This is a genomic window from Methylobacterium sp. Leaf94, assembly GCF_001426045.1.
Lineage (GTDB): Bacteria > Pseudomonadota > Alphaproteobacteria > Rhizobiales > Beijerinckiaceae > Methylobacterium.
The window spans coordinates 23,652-47,110 of sequence record NZ_LMRM01000013.1 but is presented as its reverse complement, the minus strand read 5'-3'; the positions used below and the strand labels follow the sequence as shown (position 1 = coordinate 47,110).

The following is a 23,459-nucleotide window of genomic DNA, read 5'->3' as shown; positions in this document are numbered from 1 at the left end:
TAGCGATCCTCGAAAATATATAGTCAAAAAGTATGATCGTCTCCGATCAGCATCAGGATCGAATAAGTCGCTTTTGACGGATCATGCTGGGTCTGACGCCGGATATCGCGATCATCCAGGGCAGGATGCTTGCGAAGGGGTAGAGAATCCGAAGCATTACCCGAAGCTCTGATCTTCGGAAGAGTGTCGCGGCCGAGACCCATCGCAGGGCCCGCGATGGCGCGCTCATTCTCACCCGGGCAGCGCCTTCACCTCTCCGGGGCCTCTGTCCGCCCCCTTGGGCGTTCGGAGGGTGGCACCGGGAACGTCGGCGGCGCGGGAACCTCCGGCACTGCGGGCGGCGCGAGGGGCCGCGTCGTGGCGGCCGAGATCCGTCGGGGTCCGGCAGCGCCCGTCGTTCAGGGGCAGCGACGTGTCGAGGTCGTGGGGCAGAGCGGGAAGCCGAAGCGGGAGACCCCGAAAAGGCAGGGCGAGCGTCGGCCGCCGCCACGCGGTCGCGATCGATCCGAACCGCTGCGCCGGCGTGGTCACCCCCCGGACCTCGTCCGCACCGCCGGCCATGGCGTGCGGGACGATTCCGTCGCCTCGGCGGTCGTCCGGTCCGAAGGGGCCCGCCCGAGCACGCGGACCGACCGGGTCGCGGCGCTCGCCCGCTGCGACACCCTCCCGGACGACCTGCCGTCCGCGTCTTCCCGCCTGCAGCCCTGTCCCTCGACACCGCCGTCCTGCGGCTCTCCCGGCCCGTGCCCGGACGCGAACCGCTCCGGCTCGGCCGGCCCACCGTGCCCCAGGCGCTGCCCCTCACCGGGGCGGGGCTGTCGCGCCAGGGGCATCGGCTTCCTCAGGACGACCCGCCTCGACCCGGTGCTGCGCACCACGACGGGCCTCCTCATCGCGGTCGCCCGCGGCGGGGCTGAGGTCTGCATGGGGGATTCGCGCGGCCCCGTGGTCGCCGACGGCCCGGGCGTCTGGGGCGTCGCCGGCGCCGTCCGCTGGCCCGAGGCCGACCCATCGGCCCCGGAGGCCGGTTCTCCGGGCCTTCGGAGACGGACGCGCCGATCTGCCGCCGCCGGGCTGGTCCGTCGGGCCGTCCGGCGCTGTAGTCTCGCCGGAGCCCCGGGGTGCAGTCCGCGCCGGTCGGGGCCGGTGAGAGGGATGGACATGCTGGCCCCGACGCTCCTGCGGCGCCTCGATCCGACGACGCTGCGCCTGTTCGTGGCGATGTGCGAGGACGGCACCCTGACCCAGGCGGCCCGGCGGGCGGCGATCGCCCCCTCCGCCGTCAGCAAGCGCTTGGTCGAGCTGGAGCAGAGTCTCGGCGTCCAGCTGATGACGCGCCAGGCGCGGGGCATGGTGATGACCCCGGCCGGGGAGACCCTGCTCCATCACGCCCGGCGCATGCTGCACGACGTCGAGCAGATCGTGGTGGAGCTCGCCGAGCACGCCAAGGGCGTCCGGGGCATCGTGCGGATGTTCGCCAACCTGTCGGCTATCGTGCAGTTCCTGCCCGAGGACCTGCGCGCCTTCCTGGCGCGCCAGGAGGCCATCAAGATCAGCCTGGAGGAGCGCCCGAGCGGCGGCGTGGTGGCCGGCGTCGAGGCGGGCCTGGCCGAGCTCGGCATCTGCTCCGGCAGTATCCCGGCCCGGGACCTGACCAGCGTGCTCTACCGCCGCGACAGCCTCGTCGTGGTCATGCGCCACGACCATCCCCTGGCGGACCGGCCCGCACTCGCCTTCCGGGACACCCTCGACCACGACTTCGTCGGGCTGCACGCCGAGAGCTCGATCTATGCCAGCGTGCGCGGCGAGGCGCAGAGCATCGGCCGCCCCTTGCGCCTGCGCGTCCACGTGCCGGGCTTCGACGCGGTCCTGCGCATGGCCCAGGCCGATATGGGGCTCGGCGTGGTGCCCCTCGGGGTCTTCGCCCTCCTGGGAAGCGCCATGGACCTCGCCGCGATCCCCCTCACCGACCCCTGGGCCCAGCGCGAATTGCGCATCGTCTCCCGCCCCGGCGAACGCTCCCCGGCGGCGAGCCTCCTCGTCGCGAGCCTCACCGCCGACGCGGCCTGAGCCGCGAAGCGTTCTCCGGACGCGAACGGTCGTCGCCGAAAGACGGTTGGCCTTCGCCGGCCCTGCGCGGCTATCGATGGGCAGGAAGACGATCCGAGAAGACCGTCGCCGACAGACCACCGGAGGAACCGTTCATGGCCGGACCGCTCGCCGGAATCCGCGTTCTCGAACTCGGACAGCTCATCGCCGCCCCCTTCGCCGCCCGCCTGATGGCGGAGTTCGGTGCCGAGGTGATCAAGGTCGAGGCACCGGGGGAGGGCGATCCCCTGCGCAAGTGGCGCAAGCTGCACGAGGGCACCTCCCTCTGGTGGTACCTCCAGTCCCGCAACAAGAAATCCATCGCCGTCGACCTGAAGGCGCCGGAGGGCGCCGCGGTGGTGCGGGCGCTCGCCACCAGCGCCGACGTGGTCATCGAGAATTTCCGCCCCGGGGGGCTGGAGAAGCTCGGGCTGGGCTGGGCGGACCTCTCCGCCCTCAACCCCAACCTCGTCATGGTCCGGATCTCCGGCTACGGCCAGACCGGTCCCTACCGCGACCGGCCGGGCTTCGGCGCCATCGGCGAGGCGATGGGCGGCCTGCGCTTCACCACCGGCCATCCGGACAGCCCGCCCGCCCGCGTCGGCGTCAGCATCGGCGACACCCTGGCCTCCCTGCACGGGGTCATCGGCGCGCTGATGTCGCTCCTCCACGTCAAGACCGCCGGCGGCAAGGGCCAGGTCATCGACGTCTCGCTGGTGGAGAGCGTCTTCAACGTGATGGAGAGCCTCGTCCCGGAATACGATCTCCTCGGCGAGGTCCGCACCCGGACGGGCGGCGCCCTGCCGGGCATCACGCCCTCGAACACCTACCCGACCCAGGATGGCGGCTACGTCGTCATCGCGGGCAACAGCGACCCGATCTTCCGGCGCCTGATGCGGGCGATCGGCCGGCCCGACCTCGCCGACGACCCGGCCCTGCGCAGCAACGACGGCCGCTCGGCCCAGGCCGCGCGGCTCGACGCGGCCATCGCGGACTGGTCGGGCGCGCGCAGCATCGCCGATGCGCTGGAGGCCCTGGAGGCGGCGCAGGTCCCCGCCGGCCGGATCTACTCGGTGGCCGACATCCTCGCCGACCCGCACTACCAGGCCCGCGACATGATCCTGCCGACCGCGCTGCCCGGCGGCACGGCGGTGAAGATGCCCGGCATCGTGCCCAAGCTCTCCGAGACCCCCGGAGAGGTGCGCTGGTCCGGTCCGGCCCTCGGCGCCCACACCGACGCGGTGCTGGCGGATCTCGGCTACGACGCCGCGGCGATCGCGGCCCTGCGGACCACGGGAGCGGTGGCGTGAGCGGCGGCCTGAGGCGCAGCGGGACCGGAAGCCCGGGCGACGAGACGCCCCTGATCGTCCAGGAGGTCGCGCCCCGCGACGGCCTGCAGATCGAGCCCGCCTTCGTCGAGACCGCCGACAAGGTCGCGCTGATCGACGCCCTCTCGGCGGCGGGCTTCAGCCGGATCGAGGCGACCTCGTTCGTCTCGCCCAAGGCGGTTCCCGCCTTGCGCGACGCCGCCGAGGTGCTGGCCCGGATCACCCGGCGCCCGGGCACGCTCTACGTCGCCCTGGTGCCGAACCTGAAGGGCGCCGAGCGGGCGCTCGCGGCCCGCGCCGACGAGCTCAACCTCGTCATGTCGGCGAGTGAGACCCACAACCGCGCCAATATGGGCCTGACCCGCGAGGCCTCCCTCGACGCCTTCGCGCGGATCGTCGCGGCGGCGCGCGGCACCGGCGTGCGCCTCAACGCGACGGTGGCCACCGCCTTCGGCTGCCCCTTCGAGGGCGGCCAGCCGGCGGAGCGGGTCCTCGACATCGTCGCGCGCTACCGCGCCCTCGGGATCGACGGCATCACGCTGGCCGACACCACCGGCATGGCCAACCCGCGCCAGGTCGGCGACCGCGTGGCCCGCGCCCTCCGGCTCGTCCCGGCCGAGGCGCTGACGCTCCACTTCCACAACACCCGCGGCCTCGGCCTCGCCAACGTGCTGGCGGCGCGGGCGGCCGGCGCCCGGCGCTTCGACGCGGCCCTCGGCGGCCTCGGCGGCTGCCCCTTCGCCCCGGGGGCCACCGGCAACATCTGCACCGAAGACCTCGTGAGCATGGCCCACGAGATGGACATCCCCACCGGCCTCGACCTCGACGGGCTGATCGCCCTGTCGCGCGGGCTGCCGGCCCTCGTCGGCCATCCCGTCCCGGGGCAGGTGGCCCAGGCCGGGCGCCCCGGCGACCTCCACCCGCCGCCGCCCGGGATCGCGGCCTGAGGCGGGGGTTCGACGCAGGACAAGCCCAACACGCAAGATCGGCAGAACCCGCAAGACCGCCCGGATAAGGGCGGCGCGCCATCGAGACGCCTCCAGGGAGAGACACCATGACCCTCGCCGCTCCGGCCGCCCTCGGCGCGCCCGCAGAGACCCGCGAAGCCGCCACCTACCGGAAAATCGCCTGGCGGCTGATGCCGCTGATCATGGTCTGCTACCTGTTCGCCTTCTTCGACCGCATCAACATCAGCTTCGCCAAGTTCCAGCTCCAGAGCGACCTCGGCTTCAGCAACACCGCCTACGGCCTCGGCGCGAGCCTGTTCGTGGTCGGCTACGTCATCTTCGAGGTGCCCTCGAACCTGATCCTGTACCGGGTCGGCGCCCGGCGCTGGATCGCCCGGATCATGATCTCCTGGGGGCTCGCCACCGCCGCCATGGTGTTCATCACCCAGGAATGGCACTTCTACGCCCTGCGCTTCCTCATCGGCGCCATGGAGGCGGGCTTCGCCCCCGGCATCCTCTACTACCTGACCCTGTGGTTTCCGGCCTCGCGCCGCGGGCGCATCACCTCGATGCTGTTCGTGGCCTCGGCCTTCTCGGGCATCGTCGGCGCCCCGGTCTCGGGGCTGATCCTGAGTTCGCTCAACGGCGTCGCGGGACTGGCCGGATGGCAGTGGCTGTTCCTTGCCGGCGGCCTGCCCTGCCTGCTCCTTGGCGCCCTGGTGATGCGCCGCTTCGACGACCGCGTCACCGATGCCCGCTGGCTCACCGACTCCGAGAAGAGCCTGGTGGCGAGCCAGATCGCCGAGGCCAACCGCGGGATCGGCGACCACTCGCTCCTGGGCGCCATCCGCAGCCCCGGCTTCCTCAAGGTCGGGCTGATCTACTTCCTGCTCCAGATCGGCTCCTACGGCCTGAACTTCTGGGGGCCGGACCTGATCCGGACGGCGAGCGGGGCCAGCACCGGCCTGGTCGGGCTCCTGGCGGCGCTGCCCTACATCTGCGGGGCGATCAGCATGGTGGTGATCGGGCGGCTGTCCGACGCCTCCGGGAACCGACCGAAATTCGTGGCCGGCCTCGCCATCGCGGCGGCCCTGGGCTTCTTCGCCGCCGGCCTGTTCGACCGGCAGATCGTGCCGCTGATGCTGGCCCTCTGCCTCGTCGGCACCGGGATCGTCGCCTCGATCCCGACCTTCTGGACCCTGCCGCCGAAGCTCGTCACCGGGGTCGGCGCCGCCGGCGGCATCGCCCTGATCAACACCCTCGGGCAGTTCGGCGGCATCGTCAGCCCGGTCATGGTGGGCTGGGTCAAGGACCTGACCGGGTCGACCACCCCGGCCATCTGGGTGATCGCCGGGCTCTGCCTCGCGGCCGCCGCCATCAGCCTGTTCGCCCTGCCGGCCCAGCTGCGCCGCAGCGACCGGATCGACTGATCCGTCGCGGGGCGCCCCTTGCCCGGGGGCGCCCCGCGTGACCTCAGGCGTGGGGGACGGGGAGGGGCGCCTCGTCCGTCGCGCCGACGAAGGGGCCGAGGAGCCGGCCGAGGACGGCGCCGAGGCTGTCCATGAGCAGGAACACCGCCGGCACGAAGACCAGCGAGAGCAGGGTCGAGACGATCAGGCCCGAGATCACCGCCACCGCCATCGGCGCGCGGAACTCGCCGCCGATGCCCAGCGCCATGGCGGAGGGCACCATGCCGGCCGCCATGGCGATGGTGGTCATCACGATGGGCCGGGCGCGCTTGCGGCCCGCATCCACGATGGCGGTGACCCGGTCGACGCCGCGGGCCATCTCCTCCACGGCGAAGTCCACCAGCATGATGGCGTTCTTCGTCACCAGCCCCATCAGCATCAGGATGCCGATCACCACCGGCATCGAGATCGGCATGTTCAGGATCAGCAGGCCGAGGATCGCGCCGCCGATGGAGAGGGGCAGCGAGAACAGGATGGTCAGCGGCTGCAGGAACGAGCCGAACAGCAGCACGAGCACCGCGTAGACCATCATGATCCCGGCCCCCATCGCCATGAGGAAGCCCGAGAACACCTCGCCCATGATCTCGGCGTCGCCGGTCTGCCGGATGGTGACGCCCGGCGGCAGGGTCTTGGCCGTGGGGGTCTCCAGCGCCTGGGCGATGAGGGAGCCGAGGGCGTCGGAGCCCTCCATATTGGCCTCCACGGCCACGCGCACCACGCGGTCGTAGCGCTCGATGGCGCCGGGCCCCTGGTCGAGCTCGATGTCGGCGACGGCCGCCAGCGGCACGGCGGCGCCGTTCTTGGCCGGCACCTTGAGGTTCTCGAGACGCGAGACCGCGCCGCGGGCGCTCTCCGGCAGTTGCACCCGGATCGGCACCTGCCGGTCGGGCGCGTTGAACTTCGCCAGGTTCAGCCCGATGTCGCCGATGGTGCCCACCCGGACGGTCTCGGCGATGGCGTCGGTGGAGACGCCGAGATCGGCCGCCGCCCCCGCCTTCGGCCGGATGCGGACCTCCGTGCGGTTGAGGGGGGCCGTCGACATCACCGAGACCAGGTGGGGGATCGCCGCCATGTCGCGCTGGAGCCGGGCGGCGACCTCGGTGACCACGTCGACATCGGGTCCGCCGACCACGAGAGCGAGGTCGCGCTGGCCGCCGTCGCGCAGGGTCCAGGAGCGGATGTCGGGTTCCTGGGCGAGCAGGCCGGCGATCTCGGTCTCGATGGCGGCCTGCTTGGCGGAGCGCTGATTCTTCGGCGTCAGGTTGACGATCAGGGTGGCGAGCCGGGTCTCCTTCTTGCCGCCGGCTTGGCGGCCGCCGTCGACGAAGACCGAGACCACCTCGGGCAGGGCCCGGATGCGGGCCACCACCCGGTCCGAGACCGCGACGGTGTCGGGCAGGCGGGCGCCGGGCGCGAGCTCGACCATGAACAGCGTGCGGGCATTGTCCTGCTTCGGCACGAACCCCGAGGGCAGGAGGCCGGTGGAGGCCAGCGAGCCGGCGAACAGCGCGAGGCCGACGATCAGCGTGACGACGCGGTGGCGCACCGACCAGCCGACGACGCGGCCATAGGCGCGCATCACCGGGCCCTCCTTCGCCTCCTCGTGGTCGTGGTCGCGCAGGAAGTAGGCGGCCAGCATCGGGGTGATCAGGCGCGCGACCAGCAGCGACATGAACACCGAGACCGCGATGGTGAGGCCGAACTGCATGAAGTAGCGGCCCGCGATGCCGCCCATGAAGGAGACCGGTGCGAACACCGCGATCAGGGTCGCCGTGATGGCGATGACCGCGAGCCCGATCTCGTCGGCGCCCTCGATGGCGGCGCGGTAGGGCGATTTGCCGAGCCGCATGTGCCGGACGATGTTCTCGATCTCCACGATGGCGTCGTCGACGAGGATGCCGGTGACCAGCGTGATGGCGAGCAGGCTGATGCCGTTCAGGGTGAAGCCCATCGCGTCCATCGCCCAGAAGGTCGGGAAGACCGAGAGCGGCAGGGCGATCGCGGCGATCAGCGTCGCGCGCCAGTCGCGCAGGAACAGGAACACCACCAGCACGGCGAGCGCCGCCCCCTCGATCAGGGTGTGCATCGCCGAATCGTAGGAGCCGATGGTGGCCGCCACCGAGGAGTCGATGGTCTCGAACCGGATGTCGGGATAGGCGGTCTTGAACGCGGCGATGCGCGTCTCGACACCGGCCGCGACCTCGGCGTCGCTGGCGCCCGAGCCGCGCGAGACCGCGAAGGCGACCACCGGCTCGCCGTTGAAGCGCGCGAAGGTGCGCGGCTCCTCGATGGCATCCTCCAGCGTCGCCAGTTCGTCGAGGCGGACCTTGCGGCCCCCGGAGAGCACGATGGAGGTTGCCTTGAGGTCGCGCAGCGAGCGCGAGGCGGCCAGCGTCCGGATCGACTGCTCGCGCCCGCCGACCTCGCCGCGGCCGCCCGCCATGTCGGCGGAGGTCAGGCGCAGCTGACGGTTCACGTCGGCCGCCGTGATGCCCAGGGCCAGCAGGCGGTCGGGGAGCAGGGTGACGCGCATCTCGCGGGCGACGCCGCCGACGCGCTCGACGCCGCCGACGCCCTTCACGCCCTGGAGCGAGCGGGCGACCTTGTCCTCCACGAACCAGGACAGCTCGGCCGGCGTCATGCCGGGCGACGTCACGCCGTAGATCAGGATCGGCAGGCCGGTGATCTCGACGCGCTGGATCACCGGCTCGTCGATGGTGCGGGGCAGGTTGATGCGGATCTTGGAGACCGCGTCCTTGACGTCGTTGACGGCCCGGTCGGTGTTCACCTCCAGGCGGAACTCCACCGTGGTGACGGAGGAGCCCTCGGTGATGGCCGAGGTGATGTGCTTGACCCCGCGCACCCCGGCGATGGAATCCTCGACCCACTTCGTGACCTGCGTCTGCAGCTCGGCGGGGGCCGACCCGCTCTGCGTGATCGTCACCGAGACGATCGGCACGTCGACGTTGGGCATCCGCGTCACCGCGAGGCTGCGGAAGCTGACGAGACCGAGCACGATCAGCACCAGGAACAACACGAGCGGCGCGATCGGGTGGCGGATCGCCCAGGCGGAGATGTTCAGGCGCATGCGTCGGCTCGATGGGGGTTTCGAATCGGGAGACGAGGCGGCGCCCGGTCAGGGCGTCCCGGCCTCGGCGGTCTCGCGCGGGGAGGGGGCGGCGGCCACGGCCGGCTCCGGCACGGCCAGCGCCACCGGGCGGACCCGGTCGCCGTCGCGCAGGAAGCTGCCGGCGCGGGCCACCACGCGCTCGCCGTCGGCGAGTCCGGCGCGGATCTCGATGTCGTCGTCGTCGGACAGGCCGGTGCGGACCTCGCGGGCCTCGACCACGTCGTCGGCGACCACGAGGACGGAGCTGCGCTTGCCCCCGCCGTACAGCACGGAGGCCTGCGGCACGGTCACGCCGCGGGTCCGGGCGAGCTCGACGGCGCCCCGCGCGAAGGTGCCGATGCGCAGGCGCGGATCCGGCTCCAAGCGGACGCGGACCTTGCCGAGGCGGGTCGCCCGGTCGACCTCCGGGTAGACGGTCCGCACGCTGCCCGACAGGCGGACACCGTCGCCGAGGTCGATCCAGGCCGGGGCGTTCTCGCGCAGCTGCGGCAGCTTGGTCTCGATGACCTCGCCCTCGAGTTCGATCTCGCCCCGGGCGATCAGGCGGAACAGGGGCTCGGCCGAGGCGGAGGCGGCCAGGCCCACCCGGGCGGTGCGGCGACTGACGATGCCGGCCTCCGGCGCGCGGATCTCCGTGCGGGCCAGGCGCAGGTTCAGTTCCTCCAGCACGGCCCGGGCCTGGGCGAGGTCGGCCCGAGCGATGCGCAGGCCGTTGCGGGCGAAGGCGAGCTTGCCCTCGGCCTGGCGCAGGCTGGCGGTGCGGCCCTCCATCACGGCCGCGGTGGCGTTGCCGGTCTTCAGGAGCTGCTGCACCCGCTCGAAGGCGAGGCGCGCCTCGGTCTCGGCGGCCTCCGCCTGCTCGATGCTGCTCTGGGCCTGGGGCACGGCGGCCTCGGCCTTCTCCACCAGGGCCGCCTGCTGGGCGAGCTGACGGTCGATGAGGTCGCGCGAGAGACGGGCGAGCACCTGCCCCCGGGCCACCCGGGCACCTTCCTCCACCAGCACCTCGGTGACCCGGTAGCCCTCGATCTCGGGCGTCACCAGGATTTCGTCGCGCGGGACCAGGGTGCCGGTGACGACCACCGACTCGACGATCTCGCGCCGCTTGGCTCCGACCACGCTGATCGTCGGCACGAGGCCGGCCTTGACCGGCTGGGCCGCGCCGGCCAGCGGCTGGGTGGAGCCTGCCGGCGGCTGGGTGGAGCCTGCCGGCGGCTTGGCCGGGCCGGCGAGAGCTGCGGAGGCCGGCAGCGCCAGGGCGAGCAGGGCGAGGCCGAGGCGGGCGGCGGTCATGGGCGGGGCTCCACGGCGGGGAGGGGGGCGCGGCCGGCGAGCCCGGCCTCGATCAGGGCCTGGAGCTGCGCCACGGCGAGACCCGTGTCGAAATCGGGGAGGATGGCCCGGCTCAGGACGATCCCCTTCAACTGGGGCGCCAGCAGGGCGTAGAGGGCGACGGGATCGCAATCCGGAGCGGTGGCGAGGTCGGCGAAGGTCTCCTCGAACCAGGCCCGGGCCTCCGCCTCGGTCTCCGCCGTGAGCGCCGCGATGGCCGGGTTGCGGGTGCCCTCGGACCAGATCTCCAGGCGCAGCACCGCCGCCTCCCGGGTCAGGGCGCCGAAATACTGGCCGAGCACGCCGAACAACGCGCCGCGCCGGTCGCCCTCCTGCTGGAGGCGCGTCACCAGCTGGGCGCCGCTGATCCGTTCCCGCTCCACGAGGCCCAGGACCAGCGCCTCCTTGGAGCGGAAGTAGTGGTAGAAGTTGCCCGCCGTCATGCCGGCCTCGCGGGCGAGGTCCTGCATCGTGGTGCGGTGGAACCCGTTGCGCACGAAACAGGCGCAGGCGGCGTCGAGGATCTGTTCCCGGCGCGCGGCCTGGCTGGCGCGGGCGTCGATGAGGGTGCCGACCGGCGAGGCCATGGTCAGGAGACCCGTCCGTCCGCCGACGGCGCGACCACCCGGCAGGCGGCGACCGAGGCGTCCGCATCGGCGCAGAGGCGGGCCTGCCAGCCGACCGGGCCGTTGCCGGTCCAGGCGATGAGCGCGGCCCAGCCGAGCACCAGCACGGCCCCGAGCAGCAGGTGCTCGGGCGCGAGGAGCGCCCGCGCCTTTCGCACCAGCGCCTCGAACGGGAAATCCTCGTGCGTCCGCTGCATCGTATCCTCCAACCGACACCATCGTCGTATTGAATGTTCATTCACTGGTCAATGAGCGTTCATTCTGGCCGTGCGGAAGGGCACGGCGATGGGGCCTCACGGCCACGAGCGCCCTGCCCCGCGGGCCGCCGTGTCAACATGAAGCAAGCCGGGACCGGAACGGCCGCCCGCCGCGCGGGTTCGAGGAGACCCCCGCGGAGGATCCCGGTCGGCTCGGTTCGGACACGCGCGACGTGCGCGGACGGCCCGTGGCGCCACGCCCGGCCTCGGCCGGTATCGTCCGCTCACCACCCGAGGTCGCCCGCACCGTGCTGAAGCCTTTCCCCCGCGAGGGCGGTGCCGTCGGCCGCACCGACGGATTTCTCCCGATCGAGGGCTACGCGGCGATCGGCGAGGGCCGCTCGGTGGCACTCTCGGGGGCCGACGGCTCCATCGACTGGTGGTGCTGTCCCAATCTCGACTCGCCGCCGCTGTTCGACCGCATGCTCAGCCCGGAGGAGGGCGGCTACTTCGCGATCACGCCGGAGGAGCCCTTCACCGCCGAGATCGGCTACCGCGACGGCAGCAACGTCCACGAGACCGTCTTCACCACGAAGACCGGACGCGCGCGCCTCACCGAGAGCCTGAACAGTGGCCCCGCCGGGCGCCTGCCCTGGGCGGAACTCGCGCGCCGGATCGAGGGTCTGGAGGGGCACGTGCGCTTCCGGGTGGCCCTGGTCTTCGGCACGCGGGGCGACACGGCCGCCCCCTATCTCTCGGGCAACAGCAACGGCACCGCCTTCCACGTGGCCGGCATGATGGGCCTGTTCCGCACCAGCGACGGCATCCGGATCGAGACGGAGAACGACCACGTCATCTCGGGCTCCGTCGAGGTGCGGGCGGGTCAGCGCGAGGTCGTCGCCATCGTGGCCGCCGAGAACCAGCCCCTGGTGGTGGCGCCGATCGACGAGATCGACGGGCGCATCGACGTCTCGTGCCAGGAATGGCGGGACTGGACCGAGCGTCTCGCCTATCGGGGCCGCTATGCCGAGCAGGTCGAGCGCAGCGCCCTCGCGCTGAAGCTGCTGCTCTACTCGCCCACCGGCGCCATCGCGGCGGCGGCCACGAGTTCCCTGCCCGAGGGCATCGGCGGCTCCAAGAACTACGATTACCGCTACGCCTGGATCCGCGATGCCGGCTACGTCATCAAGGCCTTCCTGCGCCTGGGTGCCCAGGCCGAGGCCAACGCGGCCCTGTCCTGGCTGATGCGCCACATCGGCGAGCACGGGGCGCAGGTGCTCTACACCCTCGACGGCGGCTGCGTGCCCGGCGAGCGGGACATCGACCTGCCGGGCTATCGCGGCTCGCGCCCCGTGCGCACCGGCAACGCCGCCACGGGCCAGCACCAGCACGGCATCTACGGCGACATCTTCGAGACCGCCGAGCGCTTCGTGGCCGACGGCAACATGCTCGATCTGCGCACCGGGACGCTGCTCGCCCAGCTCGCCGACCAATGCGCCGAATCCTGGAAGCTCAAGGATGCGGGCATCTGGGAGTTGCCGGAGGCCGAGCACTACACCGGCTCCAAGATCAGCTGCTGGCAGGCGCTGGCCCGGGCGGTGGAACTCGCCGATGGCGGCCACCTACCGGGCACCTGCCGCGAGCGCTGGGCCCGGGCCCGCGACCGCGTCGCGGACTGGATCGACCGGAACTGCTGGTCGGAGGCCAAGCAATCCTACGTCATGTATCCCGGCACGGAGAAGCTCGATGCCTCCCTGACGCTGGCCGTTCGCTTCCGCTTCGGCAACCCCGAGCGCCTCGCGGCCACCTGCCGGGCCATCGACCGGGAGCTCGGACGCGGCCCCTATCACTACCGCTACACCGGCGCCGAGGCGGAGGAGGGCTGCTTCCTCGCCTGCACCTTCTGGCTCGTGGAGGCCAGGGCCCTGCTCGGGGAGACGGCGGAAGCGCAAGCCGCGTTCGAGGCGCTGGTGAAGGCCCTCGACCGGAATTCCGGCACCTATTCGGAGATGGCCGACCCGGCCAGCGGCACCTATCTCGGCAACCTGCCGCAGGGGCTGACCCATCTGGCCCTGATCCAGGCCGCCGCCACCCTGTCGGGCCTGAGCCTGTAGATGGCTGCGGCGCCCGGCGGGAGCTTTGGTCGCAGATCCGACCCGGGCCCTGCCGCGTTGCCGGGGAGCCCATCAGGAGACGGCAGCATGGCCAAGACCACGGACACGACCAATCCGGACGTGACGACCTACATCCTGAAGCAGGCCATGGCCGCACGCGTCGACGATCACGTGGAGATCGCGGTCGAGGCCGAGGACGGAACCACCTTCAAGATCCGCGCGACGCCCGACCAGCTCGATGCCCTCACGGGCGACCTCGAGACCATTCTCGAGGCCGACGACGCGGACGCCTGATCGTCCCGGGGCCCGCCGCCCGGTGGGCCCCTTTTTGTTGAAGACAGCCCCGGAAGGCCTCAGACGCCGATGACCATCGATCCCCGCGACGCCGGCCCGCGGCCGCCCTTTCCCAGCGACCAGCAACAGGAACGGCCGGGCCTGACCTCGCGGATGCGTCCGGCCCCCGACCACGGCGAGACGAGCTACGTCGGCAAGGGACTCCTCACCGACCGCGTCGCCCTGGTGACCGGCGGCGATTCCGGGATCGGCCGGGCCGTGGCCATCGCGTATGCCCGCGAGGGCGCCGACGTGGCGATCGCGTACCTGCCGGTCGAGCAGTCCGATGCCGAGGACACCGCCGAATGGGTGCGCAAGGCGGGCCGGCGCGTCCTGCTCCTGCCCGGCGACCTGCGCGACCCGACCTATTGCCGCGACCTCGTCGCCCGCACCGTGTCCGAACTCGGCGGGCTCGACATCCTCGTGAACAACGCCGCCGCGCAGGTGGTCAACGAGGACCTCGACGACGTGACGGCGGAAGACCTCGAGGGATCGTTCCGCGCCAACGTCTTCGCGATGCTATACCTCGCCCAGGCGGCCGTGCCGCACATGAAGCCGGGCTCGGCGATCGTGAACTCCACGAGCCAGCAGGCCAAGATCGCCGACAAGACCATGCTGGTCTACGCCGCCACCAAGGGCGCCATCGCGAGCCTGACCATCGGCCTGTCCAACCTGCTGGCGCCGAAGGGCATCCGGGTGAACTGCGTCGCCCCGGGCCCGGTCTGGACCCCGATCCAACCCATCGTGAAGAGCCCCGAGCAGATCGCCTCCCTCGGCGCCGACACGCCCCTCGGCCGCGCCGGCCAGCCGGCCGAACTCGCCCCCGCCTACGTGCTCCTCGCCTCGCGGGAGGGCAGCTACATGACCGGTGCGCTGGTGCCGGTCACGGGCGGGACGCCGATGTATTGAGGGGCTGTGCAGGCGAATACCGCTGAGAGACTTTACAGACCGTACGGAAATTCCGTATGTTCACGGCTGATGACGCGGGAGCGGTATGACCCTGTCAAGAACGCAGCCAACCTGGAGAAACACCGGGTCTCGCTCGCACTCGGGGATCGGATTTTCGCGGACGACGATCATGTGATCGTTCCATCCATCCGTGAGATCGATGGAGAGGAACGATTCAAAGTGATCGGGATCGTCGGCGATAAGCTCTTTACGGGCGTTTTCGTCCGCCGGTCCGGTCAGCCCCGCTTCATTTCGGTTAGAAGGAGCAACACGGGTGAAGAACGAGCCTATCGCGCTTCCGACTGATCCGACCGACGATCAGGATTTCGACGCGACGTCCGAGGCCTTGGATCGAGGCCAGCGCGCGCGGCTCATCCGTCGAACGCGGACCGGCCTCGGTCTGTCGCAGTCCGAGTTCGCGAGCCGATTTCGGGTTCCGGTCGGCACCCTACGCGACTGGGAACAGGCACGTGCGACCGCACCGGATTTCGCCATCGCCTATGTCAGGGTGATCGGCCGCTACCCGGACATTGTGGCTCAAGCGGTGGCCTGAGCCGAGTCGACTCTCAGCGTTCGGCCTTGAGGAAGGCCTCGGCGCTGCGCAGGCTCAGCGCCATGATCGTCAGCGCCGGGTTGGCGGCGAGCGAACTCGGGAAAGTCGAGCCGTCGCAGATCCAGAGGTTCGGGACCTCGAAGCTGCGGCCGACGGGGTCGACCACCGCCGTGTCGCCGTCGCGGCCCATGCGGCAGGTGCCGATGGTGTGGGCGACGCGCTCCAGGGTCCAGAGATCCGTGGCCCCGGCCGCCTCCCAGACCTGATTCAGGAAGCGGGTCGCGTGAGCGTTGAGGCGCTCCTCGTTCCGGCTGTAGCCGAAGCTGATCGCGGCCTTGCGCATGCCCAGAGCGTCGACCTCGTCGGACAGCGTCAGGACGTTGGCGTCGCAGGGCAGGGTCTCGCCGTTGATGCCGATCCCGGCCATGTGGTTGTAGCGGGCCAGTTGGTCGGCCAGCGCCCGCCCCCAGAGCTTGCGGCCCCGCGCCAGGGAATTGGCGAAGGTGAGGGGCACCACGCCGAGGCTCTGGACGAGGTAGCCGCCGGCGAAGTCCGCATCGGCCGGGCGGATCATGTCCTCGGTGATGAGCGAGGACGGGTAGCCCTTGTTCATGCGCATCTCGGGCTCGAAGGTGCCCCAGACCTGGGTGGCGACGTGGCCCATGTAGTTGCGCCCGACCTGGCCGCTGCCGTTGGCAAGGTCGAGATGCAGCAGGAGACGCGCGGATTCCACCGAGCCGGCGCAGAGGAAGACGGTGCGGCAAGGCTGACGATGGTCGACGCCGCCCTGGCGATAGATCACCGCCGTCACCCGGCCGTCCTTCGCGCGCTCGATGCCGTGGACCCGGGCCTCGGCCCGGATCTCGGCGCCGTGATGGACGGCGAGCGGCAGATAGGTGACGTCCATGCTGGTCTTGGCGCCGGTGCGGCAGCCCTGATGGCAGTAGCCGCAATTGATGCAGCCGGGCCGGGTCGGGCCGTGCTCCTGCGCGAAGGCGCGCGAGACCACGGCCGCCGGCGCATCGGCGTAGCGCACGCCGAGCGCCGCGCAGGCGCTGGCCATGGCCTGGGCCGGGGCGTTGCGGGCGACGGGGCCGAGCGGGTAGCTGCGCGCATCGTCCCAGGGATACGAGGCCGGGCCGGACACGCCGATGAAGGCCTCGACGCGCGCGTAGAAGGGCAGCAGCTCGGCGTAGTCGAGGGGCCAGTCGACGCCCTCGCCGGTCTCGGTGTGGAGGCGCAGGTCGCGGGCATCGGCCCGGGGCGTGAAGGCGCCCCAGTGCAAGGTGGAACCGCCGACACCGGTGCCGCTGTTGTTGCCGCCGAAGGCCTCGGGCGTCGAGCCGCCGCTGATCCGCTCCTCGGTCCAGTAGATCTCGTCGGCCAGGGTCTCGTCGAAGGCGAATCCCTTCGGGTCAAAATTCGGACCCGCTTCCAGGGCGACACAGGAGAGGCCGGCCTGGGCGAGGCGCGCCAGCAGGGGGGCACCACCGGCGCCGGTGCCGATCACCACCGCATCGACGGTCTCGGAGGTAGCAAAGCGACGCATCGCATCGAGGTTCATCGGGCGGTCTCCAGGGGGGCGTTCGGTTCCCAGGCCTCGCGCTGGCCGATGCCGACCGCGTGGAACCCGGGCAGGGGTTCGGTGTCGCCGCCGGCGCCGATGCCGCCGAAGTTCATGCGGGCGAGGGCGACAGGGTGGGCAAGATAGGTGCGGGCCACGTCCGCGCGCAGGTCCTCGAACCAGAAGCCCATCTGCTCCGCATCGAGATCACCGGAGACCGCACCGGATTCCAGGCTTCCGAGCATCGCGTCCTGCGCCTCGGCCCCGAGGGCGACGAAGGGCGCGTCGTGGGCGGCGCGGGCGGCAGCGTTCAGGGTGCGAAGGGCGCGCCGGTAGGCTTCCGGGTCGGGGGGAAGCCGGGCGAAGCGCCAGCCATCCCCCGCCCCGCTCGCCAGCCGCGCGTCGATGCGGGCGGCAAAATCGATGGTCCCGGCACCGTCCAGCGGAAGCACCCGGGCGCAGGCGGCCCGCAGGATGGCGAGGCCGACCGGATCGAGGGCCCGGGGCTGATAGGCCGGATCGTCGGGCTCGGCGCGCTGCAGCAGGGCCGCGCGCAGGCGGGAATTCACCCGGTCGGACCGGATCAGGGCCGCGTAGGAATCCGGGATCGCGGGCGCCTCGGCTTCGTTCGAGACCGCTCCGGCCGCGAGGCTCCGCACCGCTTCGGCCACCGCCTCGGGGCGCTCCAGGGGGATGAGGTGCCCGGTCCCTGCGAGAGACACGAGACGATGATGGGCGAGGTGCGGCGCCGTCAGCGCGGCCTGGGCGGCGGGGCCGAGATCGGCATCCTCCGCACCCGCCAGGAGGATCGCCGGGCTGCGCAGCACGCCGATGCGCGCGCACCAGTCCTCGCGGCTGCCCGCGGTGAGCCAGAGCGTCCAGGCATCGGGGCTGGCACGCAGCACATCCGCCACCGTCCGCGCCATCCGGTCCGGGTCGAGGGGCCGGGCGATGTTCGCGGCGACGAAGGCCTCGGCCTCCCGCTGCCGGGTCTCGGAATCGGCTCCGATCCAGGCGATCATGGCGGCGCGCTTGTCCTCGCCCATGGGCTCGGGGGAGGGTGGCGAACCCGCCATGAGCACGAGGCCGGTCAGGCCTTCGAGACCGGGCGCGCCGTCCTCCGCCTGCCGGGCGACCGCCAGAGCGACCTTGGCGCCCATGCTGTTGCCGGCCAGCATCCACCGTTCCGGCGCGTCGGCGCGAATCCGGGCGGCCACGCCCTCCGCCATCGCGGCGACGTCCCGGCCGGCGTCGGCACCGTCCGCGCCGAAGCCCGGCAGGTCGAGGGCGACGCAGGTCACGGCATCCGCGAGGTGTTGCGCGACCATCTCGAAAGTCCCGGCACTGCCGCCGAGATAATGAAGACAATATAAGACCGGGCGGTCGGATGATGTGATCGACATAGGCCCGAAAGAGCGCGCGGCGTCGCGCGTTCAAGTCATCGGGGACGCGGCGTTCGGCAGCAGCCCGGGCGCGGAACGAACGCCTACGCCGGTTGCGCGGCCTTCAGCGGGGCGCGGAGGCCTGCAGAGCCGCGAAGACGCGCAGGCTCGCCTCGAGATCGGCGGTGCCGACCTCGGCGAAGACCGCGGCGCGCAGGCGGGCAAGATCGGCCTCCATGCGGGCGACCACGGCCATGCCGGCGGGCGTCAGACTGAGCACCTTGGCCCTGCGGTCGGTGGGGTCCTCCCGGCGGAGCGCGAGGCCGGCCTCGCAGAGCTGGTCGAGGAGACGGACCAGCGACGGGCCCTCGATGCCGACGGCCTCCGCGAGGGCGTTCTGACGCGGAGCGCCGTCGAGACGGGCGATCATGATCAGCGGCACGGCGGTGGCGTCCGAGAGGCCGTGCGCCTCCATCACGGCGTTGGCGGCGCGGCGCCAGTGCCGCCCCGTCAGCAGCAGGGTGTGCGTGTAGGCGAGGCGGAGCTGGTCCAGGCGGCAGTCGGGCGGCACATCGACCGGCGCCGGATCCGCGGACGGTTTTCGGGGCGGCACGCGTGAGGCTCCTGTAACACCGACCGGTGGACGATCCGGTTCTCTTTTCGTTTGCGCATTATTAGGATGCAATCCGTTTGATCGCAAGCGGACATCGTCGTATCAGGGCACCAGCCCACGTCTCGTCGTCCGGATGCGCCCGGCGGCCCGCGCCGCACCGGCCCTTGATTGATCCGACGAGACGTAAGTAAGGACTGACGATGAGCGCCCCCGACGACCTCTCCTTCACCACGCAGCCGCACGCCTCGCCCGTCTCGCTGGAGCGCCGGGCCGAGCTGCTCGTCGATCCCGGCTTCGGGCGGGTGTTCACCGACCACATGGTGACGATCCGCTACGTCGAGGGGCGGGGCTGGCACGATGCCCGCGTCGAGGCGCGCGCGCCGATCGCCCTCGATCCGGCGGCGGCGGTGCTGCACTACGCCCAGGAGATCTTCGAGGGGCTGAAGGCCTACCGCACCGCCGACGGCGGCGCCGCCCTGTTCCGGCCGGAGGCCAACGCCCTGCGCTTCCGCCGTTCGGCCGAGCGCCTGGCGATGCCGCCGCTGCCCGACGCCGTCTTCGTCGAGTCCGTCAAGCAACTGGTCAGCGCCGACCGCGACTGGATCCCGTCGAGCGAGGGCGGCAGCCTGTACCTGCGCCCCTTCATGATCGCCAGCGAGGTGTTCCTCGGGGTCAAGCCGTCCTCGGAATACCTCTACCTCGTCATCGCCTCGGCGGTGGGCGCCTACTTCAAGGGCGGCTCCGAGACCGTGACGGTCTGGGTCTCGCGGGACCAGACCCGCGCCGCCCCCGGCGGCACCGGTGCAGCCAAGTGCGGCGGCAATTACGCGGCCAGCCTGCGCGCCCAGGCGGCAGCGGTGGAGCATGGCTGCGCCCAGGTGGTGTTCCTCGACGCGGTCGAGCGCCGCTGGGTCGAGGAACTCGGCGGCATGAACATCTTCTTCGTCTTCGACGACGGCTCGATGGTCACCCCGCCCCTGAGCGACACCATCCTGTCGGGCATCACCCGCGACTCGATCCTGACCCTGGCGAAGACCGACGGCATCACGGTCGCCGAACGGCCCTATTCCATCGACGACTGGAAGGCGGACGCCGCCAGCGGACGGCTGCGCGAGGTCTTCGCCTGCGGCACCGCCGCGGTCATCACCCCGGTCGGGACCGTGCGCAGCGCGGACGGGGAATTCTCGGTCTCGGACAACGTCGCCGGCCCGGTGACGAAGCGCCTGCGCTCGGCCCTCGTGGACATCCAGCGCGGCAACGCCCCCGATCCCCACGGGTGGGTCACGCGGGTGTACTGAGCCGCCGGCAGCCCCGAGCCCGGCTCAGGCGAGCCAGGGCTGGGCCGCGAGGTGCCGGGCCTGGAACGCCCGGATCGCCTCCGCGTGGTCGAGGGTGGCCCCGATCGCGTCGAGGCCCCGGACGAGGTGATCCTTGCGCCGGGCCGGGATGGCGAAGCCCTGCACCGCGCCGTCCGCGGTGGTGATGGTCTGGGCGGGCAGGTCGATCGTCATATGGTTCCGGGCGGGGTCTGCGGCCCGGGCCGACAGTTCCGCGACGGGTCCGGGCGCCAGCTCGATCAGCAGCAGGCCGTTATTGGCGGCGTTGTCGGCGAAGATGCCGGCGAAGCTGGTGCCGATGACCGCGCGGATGCCGCCCTGGAGCAGGCCCCAGACCGCGTGCTCGCGCGACGAGCCGCAGCCGAAATTCGGGCCGACCACCAGGATGCAGGCCCCCTGCCATGCGGGCCGGTTGAGGACGAAGTCCGGGCGCGGCTGGCCGGGGCCGGCATAGCGCAGGTCGTGGAAGGTGGCCGCCCCCAAGCCCGCGCGGTCGATCCCCTTGAGGAACTGCTTGGGCATGATGACGTCGGTGTCGATGTTGGCCCCGGGCAGGCCGGCGGCCGGGCCCGCGACGATCGTGAACGGCTGCATGGTCAGGTCTCCGGCGCGAGGCGGTTTTCCGGCGCGAAGCGGCGGCTGTCGGTGAGGTGGCCGGCAATGGCCGCGGCCGCCACCATGGCGGGGCTCATCAGGTGGGTGCGCGCGCCCACACCCTGACGGCCCTCGAAGTTGCGGTTGGTGCTGGAGGCGCAGCGCTCGCCCGGCGCCAGCACGTCGTCGTTCATGGCCAGGCACATCGAGCAGCCCGATTGGCGCCACTCGAAGCCGGCATCGCGGAAGACCCGGTCGAGCCCCTCCGCCTCGGCCGCCCGGCGCACGCTGGAGGAGCCGGGCACCACCATGGCCTGGACGCCGTGCGCGACCCGCCGGCCGCGCACGAGGGCGGCGGCCTCGCGCAGGTCGGAGAGCCGGGCGTTGGTGCAGGAGCCGATGAAGGCGCGCTGGATCGGGATGGCCTCGAGGGGCGTGCCCGGGACGAGGTCCATGTAGGACAGTGCCCGAACCATGTCCCGGCGACGGGCCGGATCGGGCTCGGCCGCCGGATCGGGCACGCGGCCGTTGACCGGGCCCGCCTGGTCCGGGCTGGTCCCCCAGGTCACCATCGGCTCGATCGCGGCGGCGTCGAGGGCGACCTCGCGGTCGAACAAGGCCCCGTCGTCGCTGCGCAAGCTCGGCCAATGGGCCGCGGCGGCCTCCCAGAGGGCGCCCTTCGGCGCGCGGGGCTTGTCCGACAGGTAGTCCAGCACGGTCCGGTCGGGGGCCATGACGACGCCGCGGGCGCCGCACTCGACGGCCATGTTGCAGATCGTCATGCGGCCCTCGACGGACAGGGCCTCCACGGTGGGGCCGGCGAACTCGACGGCGTAGCCCGTCGCCCCGTCGGCGCCGATGCGGCGGATCAGGGCCATGACCACGTCCTTGGCGGTGACGCCCGGCGCCAGGGTGCCCGAGACCGTGACCCGCAGGGTCTTCATCCGGCGGTACACCAGGGTCTGGGTGGCGAGGTAGTGCTCGATGTCCGAGGTGCCGATGCCGAAGCCGAGGGCGCCCAACGCCCCGTAGGTGGTGGTGTGGCTGTCGCCCGCCGCCACGATCATGCCCGGCAGGACGAAGCCCTGCTCGGGGGCGACCACGTGCTCGATGCCCTGGAGCGGGTGCAGCACGTCGAGGAGCTCGATCCCGAAATCCCGGCAGTTCTCGTCGAAATACGCGACCTGCCGCGCCCCGCCGGGATCGGGCATGGCGGCGACGCGCTCCGCCGCCGTGGGATTGACGTGGTCGACCACCGCCAGGGCGGCGTCCGGCCGCCAGACCCGGCGCCCGGCGGCCCGCAGGCCGCTGAAGGCCTGCGGGCTGGTGTACTCGTTGAGCACCGTGCGGTCGACGTAGAGCAGGACGCTGGCCCCGGGGCCTTCGGCGTCGTCGAGGCGGCGCATGGTGTGGGCGTCCACCAGCTTGTCGTAGAGGGTGCGGGCCTGCATCGATCGGCTCTCGGGCTCCGGCGGGACTGGGCTCAAACGGGAAACGCAGTACGGGACTGAACCCGATCCAGGGCCGCGAAGCCAATGCCGATGCGGCATCGGGTGATGCCGGGCGCCGCACCCGGAGCCCGCCGGCCGAACGCCTTCGGGCGACGGTAGCGGCCGGGTCCGGTGGAACCAGGGGCGGATACGGGCTTCGCTCGATCAGAGCGGAGACCGGATCGGCAAGCCCGCGCGACGCTCGAGCGAAGCCCGAATCCGCCGCCCCGAGGGATCGAACGCATCGGGTTCGAGGGGTCAGGGCAGGGCGGCGCGCTTGCGCAGGATCAGGTCACCCCGGAACAGGAACTTCTGGGCGCGCTTGCCGGTGTCGACCTCGGTGGTGAAGACGTTGCCGTGGCTGTCCACCGCAAGGTTGTGGACCCAGTGGAAGTCGCCCGCCATCCGGCCGTTGCGGCCGAAGGCGCCGAGCACCTCGCCGGTCTCGCGGCTCAGGGTGCGGACCTCGTTGTTGGCCCCGTCCGCGTTCAGGAGGTAGCTCTGCTCGGCGTCGGGCCAGAGCGCCAGCTCCCAGACGGAGCCGTTGGCGCGGGTGTTCGCCTCGACGAAGAACTCCTTCACGAAGGTGCCGTCGCGGCGGAAGACCTGGACCCGGTCGTTGGTGCGGTCGCAGACGTAGACCAGGCCGTCGCGGGCGATCTGCACGCAGTGAACGGGATTGCGGAACTGCTGGGCCGGAGCCGCGACCGGGTCGTAGGCCGGCAGGGTCTCGTCCGTGGGCGGCTTGCCGTAGGCGCCCCACATCCGCTTGAACGCGCCGGTCTCGGCATCGAATACGATGATCCGATGGTTGAAGTAGCCGTCGGCGACGTAGAGCTCGTTGGTCTCGGGATCGACCTGCATCGCGGCCGGCTTGCCGAGCCGCGAGGTGTCGAGGCTGTTGGTCTGCGGGCCCTGCTTGCCGATCTGCAGGACGAACCGGCCCTCGGTGGTGAATTTCAGGATCTGCCCGTCCGTGTCGCCGTTCCCGGCAAGCCAGACGAAGCCCTTGTGGTCGATGTGGATGCCGTGCTCGTTCTGCGGCCAGTCGTAGCCCTCGCCGGGGCCGCCCCAGCTGCGGATCAGGGTGCCGGCCTGGTCGAACACCAGTACGGGGGGCGCGGGGCGGCAGCACTTGGTGCGGGGCGGCGAGAGGCTTGCGGCCTTCTCGTCATCGGTGAGGGTGCGCGGGCGCTGCACCACCCAGATGTTGTCCTGCGCGTCCACGGCGACGCCCGAGGCCTGACCCATGATCCACTGATGGGGCAGCGGCTTAGGCCAGGCCGGATCGACCTGGAAGGTCAGCGGATCCGCACACGCCACACCCGCCCACGCGACCGCGAGCGCGGCCAGACCAAGCCGAAGCCTCATGCTTTCCTCCCGATGTCGTCCGGCCTTGGCGACCGTCTCTTGA

General features: G+C 71.8%; 20 protein-coding genes. 10 read left to right on the top strand and 10 right to left on the bottom strand.

Going from position 1 to position 23,459, the window contains the following annotated elements; genetic code table 11:
* Window positions 1-1,161 precede the first annotated feature (1,161 nt).
* The 4 genes from ASG63_RS10370 (at window position 1,162) to ASG63_RS10355 (ending at window position 5,793) form a co-directional block, all read left to right on the top strand.
* Window positions 1,162-2,070, top strand: coding sequence for a LysR substrate-binding domain-containing protein (locus ASG63_RS10370; RefSeq protein WP_056215717.1), 909 nt, complete (start codon window positions 1,162-1,164; stop codon window positions 2,068-2,070).
* Between the two features lie 134 nt (window positions 2,071-2,204).
* Entirely contained in the window at window positions 2,205-3,398 is a 1,194-nt protein-coding gene (locus tag ASG63_RS10365; RefSeq protein WP_056215542.1) for a CaiB/BaiF CoA transferase family protein, read from the top strand.
* Window positions 3,395-4,363 (top strand): hydroxymethylglutaryl-CoA lyase, encoded by a 969-nt coding sequence (locus ASG63_RS10360; protein WP_244476293.1) that lies wholly within the window; start codon window positions 3,395-3,397, stop codon window positions 4,361-4,363. The genes ASG63_RS10365 and ASG63_RS10360 overlap by 4 nt, the downstream gene beginning before the upstream one ends.
* Window positions 4,364-4,470: 107 nt before the next feature.
* Window positions 4,471-5,793, top strand: coding sequence for an MFS transporter (locus ASG63_RS10355; protein WP_056215539.1), 1,323 nt, complete (start codon window positions 4,471-4,473; stop codon window positions 5,791-5,793).
* 43 nt (window positions 5,794-5,836) lie between these two features.
* Here the strand turns inward: ASG63_RS10355 and ASG63_RS10350 are convergent, their stop codons facing one another.
* The 4 genes from ASG63_RS10350 to ASG63_RS10335 are packed head-to-tail and all read right to left on the bottom strand — an operon-like array spanning window position 5,837 to window position 11,117.
* A complete protein-coding gene (locus tag ASG63_RS10350; protein ID WP_056215535.1) occupies window positions 5,837-8,920 on the bottom strand; it encodes an efflux RND transporter permease subunit in 3,084 nt (1,027 codons plus the stop codon).
* Between the two features lie 48 nt (window positions 8,921-8,968).
* On the bottom strand, window positions 8,969-10,255 hold the full coding sequence (locus ASG63_RS10345; RefSeq protein WP_082559253.1) for an efflux RND transporter periplasmic adaptor subunit: 1,287 nt from the start codon (window positions 10,253-10,255) through the stop codon (window positions 8,969-8,971).
* Window positions 10,252-10,881 carry a TetR/AcrR family transcriptional regulator gene (locus ASG63_RS10340; RefSeq protein ID WP_056215532.1) on the bottom strand — a complete coding sequence of 210 codons (630 nt, stop codon included), beginning with the start codon at window positions 10,879-10,881 and terminating at the stop codon, window positions 10,252-10,254. Before ASG63_RS10340 ends, ASG63_RS10345 begins: the two co-directional genes overlap by 4 nt.
* Before the next feature lie 2 nt (window positions 10,882-10,883).
* Window positions 10,884-11,117 carry a hypothetical protein gene (locus ASG63_RS10335; RefSeq protein ID WP_056215530.1) on the bottom strand — a complete coding sequence of 78 codons (234 nt, stop codon included), beginning with the start codon at window positions 11,115-11,117 and terminating at the stop codon, window positions 10,884-10,886.
* Between the two features lie 233 nt (window positions 11,118-11,350).
* Here ASG63_RS10335 and ASG63_RS10330 point away from each other — a divergent pair, with 233 nt between their 5' ends.
* The 5 genes from ASG63_RS10330 to ASG63_RS10315 all read left to right on the top strand — a co-directional run bounded on the left by ASG63_RS10330 (window position 11,351) and on the right by ASG63_RS10315 (window position 15,065).
* Entirely contained in the window at window positions 11,351-13,231 is a 1,881-nt protein-coding gene (locus ASG63_RS10330; protein WP_244479865.1) for a glycoside hydrolase family 15 protein, read from the top strand.
* Between the two features lie 87 nt (window positions 13,232-13,318).
* Window positions 13,319-13,525, top strand: a complete 207-nt coding sequence (locus tag ASG63_RS10325; protein ID WP_056215527.1) for a hypothetical protein — start codon at window positions 13,319-13,321, stop codon at window positions 13,523-13,525.
* A 69-nt stretch (window positions 13,526-13,594) separates the two neighbouring features.
* Entirely contained in the window at window positions 13,595-14,473 is an 879-nt protein-coding gene (locus ASG63_RS10320; RefSeq protein WP_056215524.1) for an SDR family oxidoreductase, read from the top strand.
* Window positions 14,474-14,542: 69 nt separating this feature from the next.
* The gene (locus tag ASG63_RS24110; protein ID WP_082501120.1) at window positions 14,543-14,818 is read left to right on the top strand and encodes a BrnT family toxin; all 276 of its coding nucleotides are present in this window, start codon (window positions 14,543-14,545) and stop codon (window positions 14,816-14,818) included.
* A complete protein-coding gene (locus ASG63_RS10315) occupies window positions 14,787-15,065 on the top strand; it encodes a helix-turn-helix domain-containing protein (RefSeq protein WP_056215521.1) in 279 nt (92 codons plus the stop codon). The genes ASG63_RS24110 and ASG63_RS10315 overlap by 32 nt, the downstream gene beginning before the upstream one ends.
* Window positions 15,066-15,078: 13 nt before the next feature.
* Here ASG63_RS10315 and ASG63_RS10310 read toward each other — a convergent pair whose 3' ends face one another.
* The 3 genes from ASG63_RS10310 to ASG63_RS10300 all read right to left on the bottom strand — a co-directional run bounded on the left by ASG63_RS10310 (window position 15,079) and on the right by ASG63_RS10300 (window position 18,582).
* Window positions 15,079-16,629, bottom strand: a complete 1,551-nt coding sequence (locus tag ASG63_RS10310; protein WP_056215518.1) for a GMC family oxidoreductase — start codon at window positions 16,627-16,629, stop codon at window positions 15,079-15,081.
* The gene (locus tag ASG63_RS10305; protein WP_056215514.1) at window positions 16,626-18,032 is read right to left on the bottom strand and encodes an alpha/beta hydrolase; all 1,407 of its coding nucleotides are present in this window, start codon (window positions 18,030-18,032) and stop codon (window positions 16,626-16,628) included. The genes ASG63_RS10310 and ASG63_RS10305 overlap by 4 nt, the downstream gene beginning before the upstream one ends.
* 103 nt (window positions 18,033-18,135) lie before the next feature.
* A complete protein-coding gene (locus ASG63_RS10300; RefSeq protein WP_443189786.1) occupies window positions 18,136-18,582 on the bottom strand; it encodes a MarR family winged helix-turn-helix transcriptional regulator in 447 nt (148 codons plus the stop codon).
* A 242-nt stretch (window positions 18,583-18,824) separates the two neighbouring features.
* Here ASG63_RS10300 and ASG63_RS10295 point away from each other — a divergent pair, with 242 nt between their 5' ends.
* Window positions 18,825-19,922 (top strand): branched-chain amino acid aminotransferase, encoded by a 1,098-nt coding sequence (locus ASG63_RS10295; RefSeq protein ID WP_056215510.1) that lies wholly within the window; start codon window positions 18,825-18,827, stop codon window positions 19,920-19,922.
* A gap of 24 nt (window positions 19,923-19,946) precedes the next feature.
* Here the strand turns inward: ASG63_RS10295 and leuD are convergent, their stop codons facing one another.
* The 3 genes from leuD to ASG63_RS10280 form a co-directional block, all read right to left on the bottom strand.
* Window positions 19,947-20,555, bottom strand: coding sequence for a 3-isopropylmalate dehydratase small subunit (gene leuD / locus ASG63_RS10290; RefSeq protein ID WP_056215506.1), 609 nt, complete (start codon window positions 20,553-20,555; stop codon window positions 19,947-19,949).
* Between the two features lie 2 nt (window positions 20,556-20,557).
* Complete coding sequence (gene leuC, locus ASG63_RS10285; protein ID WP_056215502.1) at window positions 20,558-22,006, bottom strand: 3-isopropylmalate dehydratase large subunit; 1,449 nt, start codon at window positions 22,004-22,006, stop codon at window positions 20,558-20,560.
* Between the two features lie 297 nt (window positions 22,007-22,303).
* Window positions 22,304-23,416, bottom strand: a complete 1,113-nt coding sequence (locus ASG63_RS10280; RefSeq protein WP_056215497.1) for a hypothetical protein — start codon at window positions 23,414-23,416, stop codon at window positions 22,304-22,306.
* Between the last annotated feature and the right edge of the window lie 43 nt (window positions 23,417-23,459).